Source organism: Nitrospira sp., assembly GCA_016788885.1.
GTDB lineage: Bacteria > Nitrospirota > Nitrospiria > Nitrospirales > Nitrospiraceae > Nitrospira_A.
On sequence record JAEURX010000008.1, the window covers coordinates 64,790 to 80,664 of the forward strand.

Sequence of the window (15,875 nt, forward strand, 5' to 3'; positions counted from 1 at the left end):
TGTGCGAACACATCGCTTCACACTAAAAACCACCGCCGCTCATAACCACCGCCCGGTGGCTTGCCTACTGAATCACGCCTTTGCCCTCGCCATGGTTCCAATCGCAATGGCCATCGGCAATGTCAGCCAAATCTCACGCACCATCGGAGTGATCATGAGGAACGCCATCTGCCCGAAAATGATACTGCACATCAGAATAGCGTACGGCCGCAATTCCGGGTGTGGTAGGCCGCGCTTCGTGGACATCAGTGCCCAGAGCCACAACCCCAGAAAGGCGACAAGCGCGAACACACCCAGTTCACTCGCCACTTCCAGAAAGACATTGTGAATCGTGGATGGATGGGAAGAGTGATTTGCCCAAGCCGGTAAGTATTTTGTGTAATGCCAAATGGACTGACCGAAACCGACACCGAACCAAGGATGGGCACAGAAAAGCCTCCAGCCCCCGACGATCGACTCCAAGCGAAACTCCCAACTTCCGCTCGCTTCATTGACATCGGCTTTTCCGAAGAGCCCACCGCTTTCTATGGCATGTACTCCGGTCGAGAAAGACTCTGAAATTGCCTGATAGCTCAGGAACCCTGTGAAAACCAACAACGCCCCAACCGGGAGCAACATCCGGACGGCGCGGGAATGAAAGAACACTGCGACGACCGACATCACCACAAATCCGATCATTGAGCTTCTGGCGAACGTGTAGAACCAAGCGTATCCCATCAGCGACAACATGCCTCCAAGCATGATCCGTATCGTGATGCGCGATTCCGTAAGACATAAAAATGCGGTACAGGGAATCGCCATGAGAAAAAAGCTGGCCAGCATAATCGGGTGCGACGTCGTGCCTTCAGCGCGAATTTTTCCGTCCAGGATGGCGCTGAGCGTCCCATCCACACCACCTTCGCCGGGTTGACCGAGATTCTTCCGCCAGTCGCCCGGCATCACAAACCCGTAATGCACCTGCGCTGCAGTGATCAGCGCCTCTCCGAGGCCCGTGAAGGCAATGACCCACAGCAAGCGGCGAAAGTCCTCAGGCGTGCGATTGAACGTAAGAGTCAAGAAGAAGAGTGCCCCATAGACGGGAATCTTAGCCGCCTCTCCAGGCAGACCGCGCAATCCCTCGGCAAGCACCAGGGAGACGATCGAGGCCAAAAAGAACACGCCGGCCAGGTAACCGGCAGGCCATCGCATGACCAGCGGCCACGGCCCTCGATGAGTCAGCGCGTTGAAGGTCACCATGCCGATGGTCAAGGGGGTGATCAATTTGGTGACGGTAATGCTGCTAATCAAGTCGACTTGTACGGGAATGGTCGCCACCAGGATATAGTAGGGAAACGCCACCGATGCGGCCATCGTGCCGAAGGCGGTCCCTGCGATCAGGATCGCCAATGCCTTTGTCGAAAGCGCGAGCACGGACGCTCCCAATGCCGCTCCAATGAATGTGGGCGCTGCCAGAGCGCCAAGATTCGGCCTCATGCGCCTCGTATCCATTCCGCCAGGGGGCTTGGTCTGCGTTTGGACGACGACAGAAATCCCAGGGCGAATCCCAGAATGACGACGATTGCCAATGACTGAAGCAGGCGGGCGATCAGGGTGGTCCATGCGGCCCCAAGCGCACCATATGCCGGTATGAGAAACATTCCGGCGAGAATCCACCCCAGCAACGCGAAGCCTTGGATCAGGCCAAACCACTGAGGGCGGTTCATTGTGTACAACACCAAATACAGCGGATGAGTCACCAACGTTCCCAGCGTGCCGAGGAACAGCACCTGAAAGATCAATATTGTGCCTTCATACGCAGGGCCAAATAAGGCCAGCACCAGCGGACGGGCAACGTACAGAACCGGGAGGAGGGCCACCGCAATCAGCGCATAGAGCGGGAACGACCGCTGAACGTAGGATCGACACTGGTCAAGCCCGGTGAGCTGGGTCACTTTCGGCAGTAAGGTTGTCACCAGACTGACCGTCAAAAAATCGACCCCCATGAGCAATGAGGATGCAGCTCCATAGAGCCCGGCCTCACGGGCACCGGCCAGATAACTTAGCACCGGCACTCCGAGATTGATCTGCAGAATAAAGAAGAGACTCGCCATGGCGGGCCACTTGCTAAACCGAAGCAGCTCACGCACCAGTGACTTGTCGAGCCGGTACATCGACAGATGAGGACGCAGGAGCCAGAGGCCTCCTACAGTACACGCGTAGTAGAACAACACATGCATTCCCATCACAGACCCCAGCGACAACCACCCTGCCCAGAGCAATAGTGGGACACTGGCGATACGTAGCAAGTTGACCAACGCGACCATCCCACCATAGACCGCAAACTCCTCACGCGACTGCCAGACACAGAGCGCAAAACTCCAGAGCGCCGCTCCGAACGACCCGATCAGACCCAATACCACTGGCCACACGTAGTCCGAGCGATCAGATACGACATTGGCAAAATAGACGCTCCCAGCGATACCCAACACGACGACCGGAAGACCGAGCATCACTCGCAGCGCAAGTGCATTACTGAGTACTTCAGCAGCTTTAGGAGGATCGGATTGCCGATACATGGAATAAAAGCGCACCACGCCGGGACTGAGCCCGTCCCCGAGGATATCGTTCCCAAGAATCAGGATCACAATGAAGAGGGAAAACAATCCAAACTCTTCCGGTCCCATTCGGCGCGCGACGATTAAGCTCATCGCAAACCCCAGGCACGCCCCGGTCATCTTTCCGGCAAACACCAGCGCAGTCTGCTGCGTCAGAGCCTTCATCCCGGACCATCTGTTTCGCATACCGGCCAACACCAACCTCTATGTGCACACAGGACAAGGAGTACGCATACGACTTCCCCACCACAATAATCGCAGACACCGCGAGATCACGATCGCACCTCCGTGCCTCGAGGTATCAACGCCCCGGCGGTGCGGGTCACGTCCGCTGACCAGTGCGCCACACAATGCTCCAATCCCTTCGTAATCTCACCAGGCTGATATGGCACCAAATCCAGCAACAGCGAGGTATCCGCCTGCCAATGTTTGGGGTCGCCTGGCAATTCTCGATTCAGCGTCACAATCGCTTTCTGGTTCCCGACCAAACGTGTGACGATCTCCGCCATGGTTCTGACCGACGTAGACACCCCCGAGGCAATATTGACCGCCCAGAATCCCTTCGGCTGCCGCTCTGCAATCCCAAGGAAGTACCGACAAATATCGTCGATATGCAGGAAATCACGAGTTTCGGTCCCCGTACCCTGGATGGTCAGATAAGGATTGTCGTCAATCGCCTGCCGAAACAGTTCCCATACCAACAACCGCTGCTGAGCGGGTCCGATTGTGGAGAACAGTCTGGCCGTCACCACATTTAGGCCGAAACATTGCGCATACTCCTGCGCCAACTGCTCACAGATGACTTTGTGAAATCCATATGGTGAAATCGGGCGAAGGCTCGCGCCCTCGGTAACTGGGAGCAGAGTCGGATTGCCATACACTGAAGCGCTGGACGGAAAAATAACCAACGGATCCACATCGGATTTTCGAACCGCCTCCAGTACCGCACCCCAGGTCTCGACGGCCTTCAGAAAATCTTCTCGAGGTTGCTGAAAAGAGCGCCCTACCGAGGCAGAACCGGCGGCATGCACCACCACATCTGGGGCATACCCATTTACCGCAGTGATGAATTCCGGATGGTCCAGGGCGCAGTGTGTGAATGCCATGCCTTCGATCGGTTCGCCACGCTTCGATTGCGCAACGCCCAACACCTGGTGTCCTCTGCTGAGGGCGTATCGAACCATGCTGCTTCCCACGAACCCATGACAGCCTGTAACCAACACTTTCATATCCGGCTCACTTCCTGTGAGAAACACGTGCTTTACCGCAAGACCGCCAATTCCGAACCAGACTACTGGCCTATCATTTGATAATGAAGCAGCTACCCATCGGCGTCTCATAAAAGAGGGAACAGTCGATATCCCGTACAAATTCATCCACGGCCCGTTTCGCTCCTGGAAACACGCTATATCCGTAGTCATCCACGACGATGACGCCCCCTGGCATCAGCCTGGGATAGAAAAATTTCAGGCTGTCCAACGTGGGCTGGTACAAATCGACATCAACGTGCACGAATGCAAATCGTTTGTGCTCCACCTCGGGGAATCGATCGGGGATCCATCCCTTGTAAATTTCAATGAAGTCGAACCCCACGAGCGCTTTCTTCAAGTCCTCAATGGTGGAGGAGAACCAATTCTTTTCAAATTCGGCTTCTTCTTTGGTCTGCCGTGCATAGTCGGAAACGTCTTCACTGGTTTTGTCCGACAGTCCGCCTTCGAATGAATCAAAAATGTGGAACGACCGCGAAAAATTGTGACGCGCGAGAATTTTCGAAATGATGTAGGCCGAATGCCCCTTCCAACATCCACACTCCGCAAACTCCCCGTCGATATTCCTGCGCGCAGCCAATTCGACCATTTGCTGCAGGCTAAACAGGCGGCATTGCAGCGGGAAGTTGTCCACCCATTCCATCCCCGACTTGACAAGACCTTCCCGATAGAGCGCCATTCGCGGATGGTTCTGCTGAAAGTATTCCAGCGTGTTCTTGTCGAAGAAGACGATGTCCGTATCGCGCTTCTTCTGGTGAAACTCGGCTTGGAGACCCAGCATGGCAAATCCCTTCACAAGCGATGTCTTGAGTATCTGCTTCACAACAACCTCCCACCTTCCGTCATGACTTACAGGCGATCTCGCTAAGTTGGCGTCTGAAATCTTCTTGGACCGAACGCGCCCTATTCCGATCCGGCCGAAGGTTCACCAATCTGTCGTAGACCTGATACGTCCGCTCAGCCATGGCAGCCAAGCTGAGATCCTGCAGAATTTTGGCTCGGGCCTGTAGGCCCACCCCTTTGAGTTGCTCAGGTTGTTCTCTCAGTCTGAGCAACGTCTCGGTGAGAACTGGCACGTTGTCCACGGGTACCAAATAGCCTGTCTGGCCGTCAGTGATCATTTCGGAGGCGCCGCCCACATCCGACGCGACCACGGGCTTTCCCATCGCCATGCCTTCGAGCATCGTAAAACTGAAACTTTCGGCAAACGACGGCGCCACCAACACATCCAAGGCAGCAAATACCGCCGGAATCTCCGCCAACGAGACATGGGCCATCAAAACGGCCGAGGTCAGTTCATGCCTTGCGATATAATCAATCAGAGTCTGGCGATAGGACTCGAATCCGGGCAGCACAGTGCCGACAATCACGAATCGACTACGCGGATACCGGTCAAGAATCGCGCGAGCCGCCGTCAAAAAGTTCAGGTGACCTTTCACCGGATGAATACGCCCGACCATTCCGAACACGTAATCGCCGCCGGCAGCAAAACTCGACACGGATGAGGGTGCCAGCGTCCGAGCAGGATCAAACCACGCAGTGTCGATGCCATTGCGTATGGCGACCACGGGGGGATCCTGCTTCCCCATCCGCAACTCCGTGCCGATTGCAACGGAGTCGGTGATAACGGCATCCAGTCGCCGAAGAATCATTCGATCGATCCATGGATACACGGTGGCGCGCCACGAGCCCTTCGCAAAATTCACCCATCCGAGAAAAGAGGCAACAACAGGCCGCCCGGTCAGTCTCGCACTGAGAATACCGATCAGATCGGAACGGTGATCCAGCGCGTGGATCACATCGGCTTGGTATTGTTTGATCAACGCGCTCACGGCGAAGACATCACGTAGATTGAACGGATTGCCGATAGGAATCGTGACGTACTCGAAGCCCGTCTGTTTCAATTCCTTCAGCCAAGTGGTTTCCCCGAGTGCCGGATTCACGATACACACCAACAGACAGCGCACTTTCTTCGGGTCAAACCCTTTTAAGAGCGAGAGCAGATAGGTCTCCCCTCCAGTCATGCCTGTGATCCCACGGCAGTTGCGAATGATCAGAACACGAATTGGGTTCATCTAAAGCTCCACACCGAAGCACCACTTGTCTCCAGCATCATCACGAACGTCTCCCTCGATAGAGCCCATATATGGCAGCGAGGTCTTTAACCGGTGACAGCCTCAACCAACGATTTCCCCCAACGCTGTGCGATGCCACCCACCGACTCGCCAACTCGCGCAGTCCGGCCGTCACCAACACCGTCATAACCGGAATCGTAGGAATGCTGTATCGAATCGTGGAAAAGGTGACGGCGTGAGCCGCGACCAACACAAGGATCGGTACGACCAAAACGAGGAAGACTTCTTCCCGACGCTCGGCGTACCGGATACCAAGGAGAGCGAGCGCCAACGACACCGTCTGAAACACGACGATGTACGATTGCGCCCAACGATTGTCGGGGAGAAAGATTCGAAACCAGAATCGAAACATTTTTCTGACGGTGAGCAGCGCACTCTCGAATGGATGGTCGACAATCTCCCGCCACGCCGCGTGAAGAAATGCACGATCTTCCTCGACTGTGATCTGGACCGGATGAGTCGCAGAAGGCGCCGTCTGGTGATTCGATACCCCCATGAGTCTGTGAACGGAACCCTCCGTCTTTGCCATCACGGCACCACGCAGGTTATCCAAGTGCTCACGGGTGGCCGTATCAACCTCCCAATCCTCCAGCCCTTCACTCACTGTTTGATTACCCAACCACAGTGCATAGCCCCCACCCGTAGCCACCACCACGAGTTGACCAGTCAATCGATGGTTGCGGAGTGCCCAAGGCGTGAGCACCAGAAGGCATGCGATGGACATCGCTACCGAGACGGAGAGCGCATAGACGGGGGCTCTTCGGAACTGGTAACACGCGGCGGCGACCAGACAGGGCCAGAGACTTAGCGCCACCGGCTTCACCAATGCTGTTCCGGCAATCAACACACCGACCGCAACAAACGCGGTCAGGCGCCGTGTCTGCATGGCTGCGCCCCATGCAGCGATCGACGCCGTGAACACGAACGTGAACAGCGGCTCAGTCAGAAACCGAAGGGTGTAATAGGCGGAGAGCGGATGAAGAGCAAACAGGACCGCAGACACACATCCCACCGTCGGGCCGAACTGCCGCGTTCCAATGTACACAATCAGCATAGCCGTCATGGAATCCAAGACCGCTTGAGCGAGAAGCACCGCGATCTCGTTGTGCTCGCCGAACAGCTCGTAAACCGCCGCAAGGAACGCGGGATACGCCGGCGCCCGCCAGAGAATGGCCTCGCTTTCTGGCTCAGCCACAAAACCGTGTCCATGGGTCAGATTTGCAGCAATCTCCGAGTACACATCCGCCCGCTTGATTACGTGCACCGACGAATCGATCAGCAGCGCGACACCGGTGCGCAGGATCAAACACACGGCAAAGAGTGCGCACATGCAGAGCCATCGTGAAGGCCGGTTCAGCGCCATCGACACACTACTTTCCGCCTTTAAACGAAGCGTGTTTCAGATACTCCGAATTCTCAAGAACTGCCCGCTTCCAGGCGCGTTCCTCATCGGGATAGACACCCAGTCGCGGGACTTCGTAGAAATCTTGGGCAATCTTAAAGTGTGCGAGGGTGACGGCGTGAACTCGGTCAAATCGGGGCAGCACCTCGCGAAAGACTTCCTCAATGATTCGCGCGCGACTGCTGCGTCCATCCCCGAGTATGCCGAACTCAGGAAGGAACAAGGGTCGCTGCGTGACGCTCCCCCAGGCCGCATACCCAGGGGCCAAGGCCTCCGTAATCGAGGTGCGCAATTCTTGCTGCCGGAGCTTCGGTGGGATGCGTGGGTCAATAAAATAGGCGCTTTGACCTACCCACTCGATATACTCATCGCCGGGATAGAAGAATTTCGGGTGCAACCAGGCGTTATAGTCTTCATGGTTCGGATTCATGTAGTGCGAACCGGCGTACATAAACCAGGTAACGTTCTGAACCTCTTCTTTCCGAAACAATTCGATGACATGCACGAAGGCGTCTCGAATTCGCTCCGGCCCATCCGGCCACGTCGGATCACCGTACAAGCGACAGAGATGCTCGGTATCGTCAAGGCGCTCCCCGCCCTGCTTACCGAACACCATCATGCCCTGATAGTTGAACTCGCTGAACAACGTGAGCATGATCGGATGTCGGAAGGCTTTAATCTGACGAGCCACGGTCACAATGTATGGGTCAAAATCTCCCTTCAGCAGACGCGCAACCGTAACCGTCGGTTTCCTGAACCCATACCAAAATAGGGTAGAGTCCCAGTCACAACACTGAATGGCCCACGCCACTGCCAACACCCCGCCATGCTTGTGCAGTTCACCTGCCAATTGAAGAGGGCTAATCGAGGCAGACTCCAATGGATCTGCAAAGGTGCGCAGACGCGGTGAGGACGAGTTCCAATCATCGTCGGAAACCCAATCGTGAAAGGTAAAGACAATCGCTGGGACATGCCCAGTTTTTGAAACGAAGTCGCGATGATCATCCAGAATCGGACCGATGCTGTACATGCCGATATAGGCGCCATGGCTGGGAGCCTCAAGCGAGACTTGGGCTGCGGATGATTTCCAGCCAGCTTTCGGCACGGTCACATCGCTTCGACACCCAGTGGTCGCTTCTGGCATCGATGCCGCACTGGCCTGTGCGGCATAGAGAACGAGGCCCGCCGCGACCGACAGGATCAGCCCAAAACTCTCCCTGCGTATTGAGAAATCGTTACGCACCCACAGGCCTCTTGCCGAGTTCTACAATCTGTAGATAGCCATACCGACGAAGGGAGGGAATCGATCCGGCTACCTGATCACAGCGGAGGAGCAACGACGTCATCCACGGGAGGCGTTTCTTAAACACATAGAAGTCGAGCAGGCGGAAGAACAACAAACTTGGGAAGTGGATGGTGCAGTCGCCGGGGAACGCACGTTGCAATGTCGCAATATCCTCTCGTGTCAGGGGGTGTTCATGCTCGTCGCTGTATTGCGGAACACCAAGACGCCCACACACCTTGTTTCGTGCAAACATCAACAGCGGATTCAAGGCGGAGTTTTCGATAAACACTGCCCTCCCACCTGGTTTCAATAGACGCTCGATCTGCCGGCTGGCCCTGGGAAGATCCACGTGGTGCAAGACGAACGTCCCAAACACGAGGTCGAAACTCGCATCCGGGAAATCCAGTTCCTCAAACGGCTTGCAAAGAAACGTCACATTCACGCCGTTGACCGCCGCCAGCTTGCCTGCTGTCTCAAGTTGGCCCACTGCCGTATCGAAGGCCGTCACCGTCGCACCGCGTTTTGCGAGCATCACCGATGTGTGTCCAGGACCACAGCCGCAATCCAGAAGCACTTTCCCTTTCACATCACCAAGCAAGGCCAACGCATAGGCATAGAGGTCGTACAATCCCCATAAGGTGAGCCAGTAGTCATAGGGGGCATACCACCCGTCTTCCCGAACAAACCCCTCCACAGGAGCCGCCATCTCATTCACCTGCATGACTCCCGCTCCTCCCACGCTCGACTTGCTCATACTCCCTCCCTCCCACCAGCCGCCAACCACCGCCCGTAGATCCAGTCCGGAATGATATACCGTCGCTTGTTCAGCACGAGGCCCAACAAGTGCCCACCGGCCGCCTCAATCGTCCTGATTGTTCTTGAGGCCGCCACGGAGACCGTGCGCTCTGCTTCGATCACCAAAACCGTACCGTCGATTCCCGCAATGGCCACACGCATCTCCGGGAACGATGTCAACGCTGGTCCATCGATGAGAACCAAATCGAAACGGTCGCGCATGGTCTTCGCGATCTCTCCCACAGACTCGGCAAACTCCAGGGCTGTTCCATTCCTATGCCGAACCAGCAGACAATGGAGATGCGGATGGTCAGTCGGCTCGGGGACATCGGGCATCGAGTGGCCAGGCGCCGCTGCTTGTGTCATGTCGACGGCGACCTCGCTCACACCAGACTTCTCCTGGCCAGCCGCCTCGAAGCGAATGAGCAACACACGGAACTTTTGATCGGCGAGCACTCCTGCAAGTGCACCGGCCACATATGAACGGCCCTCGCCATGGAGAGCACTGGCCACCAGAACTGTTCGCAAGCCCCGTTCGTGGTACGAACGGATGATCTGTTGAGCGGTGTGCCGCAATTCGAGGTCACAACTCCCTGTATCGGAAGTGCCGGGACGGACAAGCGGAAGGGCGGCAAGCACAGGTTTGCCCAACGTGTCTTCAACCTCTTCCCGGGTCACAAACGTCCGGCGGAGATATTCCGAGGCATAAGCGAATCCGAATCCACCAACTACGCCGATCAATAATCCGATCAGAATGTTGAGGAATTTACGGGGTCGAATGGGTGTTTGAGGAGCCGTCGCATGCTCAATCGCGTTGACGTTCGAGATTCCCTTTCGGTCCAACACTTCATTGATCCGCGACTCTTCCTCCTTTTTGAGATAGACGTCGAAGGCTTCCTGCTTCACCTTGACCTCGCGCATCAATCCCTGCAATTCCATCTCTCGCTGATCCAGAACGTTCAGCGAGTCTCGATACGATTTGAATTGCTTGGTAAGTTCCGACAGTCGTGGACGCAAACTCTCCCGGCGCCCTTCCTCCATCACCAACGTACGCTTCAATTCCTGATACGTCTGATTGACACCGGAGGTTGCAGCACCCGTGACTTTCGCACTCTCCGCTTGCAGACGCCCACGCACCGCGGCGATTTCCCGCACGAGTTCGGCTGCGGCCGGGCTGTCCGGCACATACTGCGCGTACTCCAACTCCATCTGCATCAACCGGTTCTTCAGTTGGTCCAGCATCGGATTCCGTTCCGAGACGTTCGTCAGCGGAATGGCTTCCTGTTGCCCGGCTAATCGCTCCTTTAACTTAGTGATGCGCACTTCGGTTTCAGCGACTTGAACCTGGCTTTCGCGGAGTGCGGCCTCAGTGTGCGTGACCTGCTGCAGGAGATGCCGCTTCTGATCCTCGATGGACACGATATTCCATTTGTCTTTGAAGGACTGCAGCCGGAGTTCGGCCTGCTGCAATTCTCCGCGCATCTGTTTTGTCTGCTCGTCGAAGAACTCCCGTGCACCTTTTCCTTTGCGGATCGACAATTGATGGTCCAGATAGATTCCGACCAAAGCATTCAGTGCATCTGCTGAAAAATTGGGATCAGGAGAATCCAAACTGGCTACGAACACATGCGTTTGCCGAACGCCTTCCACATTTAAATGAGAGCGAATCTGCTGCACGGCTTGATAGTGCAAATTCTCAGGTTTTGGTGCATACCCGATGGCCGCCAGCGCTTGAGCAATCGGCGGCAACCCGGCCAGTTGCTTCAAGACAGATTTCGGCAGATCGGCCACCCAGTCCCACCGTCCACGCATCGATGCCAGTACGCGTTCATTGCCGAAGTAATCAACGAGTTTGTCCAGGAGAATCGGACTGGTGAAGATTTGCACTTCGGTCGCCACATCGTCTTTTTGAGTGATATCGGACGGGGTAAAGACCTGGCCGGTCAAGGGCGTGCTCATGCTGAACGGAGTTCGCGCATTCTGAATGAGCAATCGGACCTCGGCGCTGTAGATATTCGTCATCAGAAACGAGCCGGGACCGGCCACAATGGTCGCGACGCCGATGATGGTCAGCAACATCCGTTTCTGACGAAACACGGTAATCAGGTGTTCTCTCAGACCAAACGCAGATCGGCTTGGAGCCTCAACGGATTTCGTTTCTGGAATCCCAGTCGGGTACGACACGGTCATTACACTCCTTTCAGCAACACACGAGCAGTCCGTATCAGGATGTACACATCCAGCACCAATGAACGCCGACGAACATACTCGAGGTCGTATCGGATCCACTCCGAGAAGCGATTGCGATTGCGCGCCTTCACCTGCCAGAGTCCGGTCAAGCCCGGACGAACCGTGAGCCTTGCATCACGCCACGTCGGACAGAATTTCATCTCGTCGTAGGCCAACGGACGAGGTCCAACCAGGCTCATTTCTCCCCGCAGCACATTCAACAGTTGCGGCAACTCATCGAGACTCGTTTTGCGGAGCAGTTTGCCGACCCGTGTGACGCGCGGGTCTTCTTCCAATTTGAACATCGGTCCGTCGACGCTATTTTTGGCTTTCAGGTCTTTTTGTCGCTGCTCCGCATCCGGCACCATAGTTCTGAATTTGTGCATCCAGAACTCCCGCCCGTCTTTCCCGCAACGTTTCTGCGAAAAAAATACCGGCCCGCGCGAGTCCAGCTTGACCGCGGCGGCAATCAGAATCATCAGGGGGCCGACCAGCACCAATCCGATTGCGGCACCGGTTCTGTCGACAATGGATTTGATAAGGCCGTAGACAGACCGACCCCACTTACCGCCCTCCCCTGTGGTCGAAGATCGCTGGGTGCGTCGGGAACGCGGCATCATCTTGATCGGAGAACCTTGCTCGGCCACACGACGGGATTCGTGCATTCCAGGCTCCACACTGGTCCAGTACATGCTTTGCAGTTGCATACCCTCAGGCACCGTCTCGTCCCCACCAACCACCGAATACTCCACCCTGGCGTTTCCTCGCACCCGCGTGCCTGGTCGCAACACGCTTTCCCTCACCAAACTCCCCTTCTCGAGGTACGACGTCGGTCCAATGACCGCAGGGCCTATCAGATGAACATGATCTTCCACGACACAGTTACGGCCAATCACAAGAGGCCCCAGCAAAAACGAATGCGGAGAAATTTCTGCATTTTCTCCGATGACGATCTCGTCCAAGCCACTCTTAGGGCTATCACCGCGAGGGGAGTGTTGCAGATTCTTCAGCAAGATCTCGCGATTCAACCAGAGATAATCCTCGGGGCTGGTAATGGCATGCACGCCGCTGTCGACTTCGTAGGCACGAACGACGCCTCCACGGCTTCTGACGAGCGGGACAAGTTGTTCGTTTACGTCAAAATATTCATCGCGCGGGATGTGCGAGAGCACGGACCTGTCGAATACGTACAATCCGCAGGGGGCGAGCTGACTACGACGATTTCTCGACCAATGGAGAATATTGACCCGCGACACAAGACCGGTTGGGTCGATTTCTACGCTTTCCAAGGTATCATCAGTACCTCCTCGACGCTGCGCAACCAACGTAATGCTCGCGCGATACTGGTCGTGAAGGCGAAATGCCGCCGTCAAATCAAGCTCACGCACATAGACGTTGGCATGCACACCGAGGAAGGTCGGTGTGTCGAGAAAGTCTTTTACGGCGTCCACACTGCCGGCAGTGCCCCGATAAACGCTTTCCGTCCGCCAGAGCACCTCCATGTTCTCGGATTGACCGGCCTGACGGACTGCCTCTCGTATGTGCGGGTCCTGCTCACAAGAAACGATTGCGACCTCGCGGATGCCGTGCCTTCTCAACATCAACAGGAGATGGTTAATCAGCAGCTCGTTTCCCACGGGAAACGCCAGCATTGTTCCAGTACCGGGAGCACCGTCCATGATCACAGCTTTCATGTGATGGGCTCCAATGTGGAGGCGAAACGCACAACCTGGGCAGCCTGACGAGCCTGAGGCTCTAGCCGATTCGGCGTATGTCCCCGCATGATGTTCGAGAAACTGCTCATGCCTGCACGCATCTGCATCTGTCCCCACTCAGCCACGTCGTCGTACACATCAACATTCATTTTCCCTGTCATTAATCAATGCGGACCGAAGGATCGTGTAGTCGAGCGAGAGTTCAGCGACCCGATGTTTGAGTCGCCGATTCTCCTGCTGCAAGGAACGTAAATGAAGCATTGGGTCAGGCTTTGGGACATCAAGCCTAGCTTTCCAACGATAAAAGGTGCTGACCGAAATGCCATATTTCCTGCACAGGCGTGTAACCCCGCCTTTCGAGTGTCCCTCTTTGAGGATTTGCTGCTTTTGCCGGTCAGTGAATTGAGAGCGCATCCTTTAACAATGTCCGATCGAGTCCATAGCTCAGAACGACGCTATCGTGAAACCGACAGCAATTTCCCCTGCATGACATTGCATGATTGCGAAATCAGACGATCCCATTCAGCACGAGAAGAATCGAATTCGACGCGTCTCTCGAAGCTCTCCGCTAGGCACAGCCATGAACACATCTCACTCCATGCCATCGGTCGGCGACAGCCTCGTTTCGGCGCGGGGCACTTATACAGTGTCGTGCGACAACACACATCGGATATTGGTGCCTATCAACCCACCGAAAAACCTGCCGGCAACTCGTACGTTTGTGCTGGTCACGGACCTCACGACACTCTTCGATCTGGAGCGACGAGAAATGCGTCCATTTAATTTCTCTGGAATTCTGAGACCGCGGGCGGCGCCTGACTCTCCAGCCTAGTAGGCACACCAGGGAACGCCCTCGTAGTTTGGACAAGCACTACAATTTCCGTGGACCGATTACTTATGCAGCAGAATATTTTCTTACGAGCGTTCGGCCTCACATCCAGGCATTCTCCAATGCGCGTCCGCACAGGCATCGTGCGGCGATTGGCCCTGCGCCAGATTCGGCGTTCACTCATAGACCGTTCTGAGCGGGTGACAGAAGAAGAGCACGGCAAGAGAGCGGTGCGGTGAGGGATGGCGTGAGCCGTATACTCTCGAGGATGTATCGACAACACCGACAAACTCGACGGCGCGATTCCGCAAAATGGCATCACACGCACGACTTGATCTGCCGCAACATCGCTGGCAGGTAGATGAGAACAATTACGCGCATTGTACAGAGGCAAATGAGGGGGAGATCTCACACCCTTCGAACCTGCGAAGACACGAGGCATTCCCCCCAGTATCTTAACGTGTGTACATTTTTGTGCGCACGAACGATTACTTTACGTAGACAGTCCATCGGCGAAAGATGGTGATGGACAAGCCTTTGGGTCGATTTCTTGATGAAACTTACCGATTGCCTGGCACTCAGCAGGTGTGCGATTATGCGCGGTCGAAGGTGTCTGGAATCACCTATTCAACCTAGCGTTCACTGCGTAGTATTTTATTTATTACGTAGTCTGATTTCCGAATGACTCGGCGATCACATGAACATGCGTGCCGGTCAGGAGGCGTGATGAGCAAAACCGAAACAGAAGTGGCCAAAACGGTCGTGGCTATTATCAGCAGTAATTATCTTCTGCGGCTCGGTTTGCAGCGGATTGTTGAAGCGGAAACCTGGATCAAGCTCATCGGAGAAACTGCTCACGGAGCGAACCTGGACCAACTGCTGGCAAGCGATCACCCGGATATCGCCATTCTCGACGCGGAAAATGATCAGGCCATTCCTGACCTCGTCCGGAAAATCAAACATGCCGTTCCAGCCATTAAGATTGTTCTGTTGAGTGGATTCGATGATGTGGAACGCACCCGTCAGGCATTGGCGTCCGGGATCGACGGCATTGTGCTCAAGGTCCAGCCTTCGGCCGTGCTCATCGCCACGATCGCTGACCTTGCCAAGGCAAACGAGGAAGCGCTGCTGACCTTCGACAGACAAGACAACTGCCCGAATCTCAGCAGCCCGGCGGAACTGCCCGTCTTGATCCCACGCGTCTCCGCTCAACTTAAACGTTTGGATGGACTCACGGAGCGGGAGCAGGAAGTCGTGCGATTAGTGAGTGAAGGACTGTCCAACAAAGACATTGCAGATCGCCTGTGCATTTCAAGCATCACAGTCAGGCATCACCTCACCAACATTTTCGACAAACTCGGCGTCTCGAATCGCCAGAAATTACTGATCCGGGCACACCAGAACGGACTGACCCGCCCGCCCGCGCTGGCATAGGACAACGCGTCGACCAGCCACGATTGGGAGCAATCCCGATCGTCCTTGGCCATCGGCGCCATCACAATTCCACTTAGCCACGACCGTCCCAAGGACGGTATCATCAGACCTGCTTAGACGCCGTACTATTCGACGAAATCTACGCAATACACGGCAGATAGAATGAACGGACCTTCAGTGTTAGGCCCT

General features: G+C 55.6%; 12 protein-coding genes. 1 reads left to right on the forward strand and 11 read right to left on the reverse strand.

Annotation, left to right across the window (positions count from 1 at the left end; genetic code table 11):
- Positions 1-72 precede the first annotated feature (72 nt).
- From JNL86_01775 to JNL86_01825, 11 genes are all read right to left on the reverse strand, one after another.
- On the reverse strand, positions 73-1,473 hold the full coding sequence (locus tag JNL86_01775) for an O-antigen ligase family protein (GenBank protein ID MBL8041633.1): 1,401 nt from the start codon (positions 1,471-1,473) through the stop codon (positions 73-75).
- Positions 1,470-2,780: an oligosaccharide flippase family protein gene (locus JNL86_01780; protein ID MBL8041634.1), complete on the reverse strand. Its 1,311-nt coding sequence runs from the start codon at positions 2,778-2,780 to the stop codon at positions 1,470-1,472. The genes JNL86_01775 and JNL86_01780 overlap by 4 nt, the downstream gene beginning before the upstream one ends.
- Before the next feature lie 86 nt (positions 2,781-2,866).
- Positions 2,867-3,823 carry an NAD-dependent epimerase/dehydratase family protein gene (locus tag JNL86_01785; GenBank protein MBL8041635.1) on the reverse strand — a complete coding sequence of 319 codons (957 nt, stop codon included), beginning with the start codon at positions 3,821-3,823 and terminating at the stop codon, positions 2,867-2,869.
- Between the two features lie 73 nt (positions 3,824-3,896).
- Positions 3,897-4,685, reverse strand: coding sequence for a class I SAM-dependent methyltransferase (locus JNL86_01790; protein ID MBL8041636.1), 789 nt, complete (start codon positions 4,683-4,685; stop codon positions 3,897-3,899).
- A 19-nt stretch (positions 4,686-4,704) separates the two neighbouring features.
- Positions 4,705-5,937 carry a glycosyltransferase family 4 protein gene (locus JNL86_01795; protein MBL8041637.1) on the reverse strand — a complete coding sequence of 411 codons (1,233 nt, stop codon included), beginning with the start codon at positions 5,935-5,937 and terminating at the stop codon, positions 4,705-4,707.
- A 40-nt stretch (positions 5,938-5,977) separates the two neighbouring features.
- Entirely contained in the window at positions 5,978-7,360 is a 1,383-nt protein-coding gene (locus JNL86_01800) for a glycosyltransferase family 39 protein (protein MBL8041638.1), read from the reverse strand.
- Positions 7,361-7,367: 7 nt separating this feature from the next.
- A complete protein-coding gene (locus tag JNL86_01805) occupies positions 7,368-8,642 on the reverse strand; it encodes a hypothetical protein (protein MBL8041639.1) in 1,275 nt (424 codons plus the stop codon).
- A complete protein-coding gene (locus tag JNL86_01810; protein MBL8041640.1) occupies positions 8,635-9,438 on the reverse strand; it encodes a class I SAM-dependent methyltransferase in 804 nt (267 codons plus the stop codon). Before JNL86_01810 ends, JNL86_01805 begins: the two co-directional genes overlap by 8 nt.
- Positions 9,435-11,669: a hypothetical protein gene (locus JNL86_01815; GenBank protein MBL8041641.1), complete on the reverse strand. Its 2,235-nt coding sequence runs from the start codon at positions 11,667-11,669 to the stop codon at positions 9,435-9,437. The genes JNL86_01810 and JNL86_01815 overlap by 4 nt, the downstream gene beginning before the upstream one ends.
- Positions 11,669-13,402: a sugar transferase gene (locus tag JNL86_01820; protein MBL8041642.1), complete on the reverse strand. Its 1,734-nt coding sequence runs from the start codon at positions 13,400-13,402 to the stop codon at positions 11,669-11,671. Before JNL86_01820 ends, JNL86_01815 begins: the two co-directional genes overlap by 1 nt.
- A gap of 159 nt (positions 13,403-13,561) precedes the next feature.
- Positions 13,562-13,837, reverse strand: a complete 276-nt coding sequence (locus JNL86_01825) for a transposase (GenBank protein MBL8041643.1) — start codon at positions 13,835-13,837, stop codon at positions 13,562-13,564.
- Positions 13,838-14,978: 1,141 nt separating this feature from the next.
- Between JNL86_01825 and JNL86_01830 the strand changes: the two genes are divergently transcribed.
- Positions 14,979-15,686: a response regulator transcription factor gene (locus JNL86_01830; GenBank protein ID MBL8041644.1), complete on the forward strand. Its 708-nt coding sequence runs from the start codon at positions 14,979-14,981 to the stop codon at positions 15,684-15,686.
- The last annotated feature ends 189 nt before the right edge of the window (positions 15,687-15,875 follow it).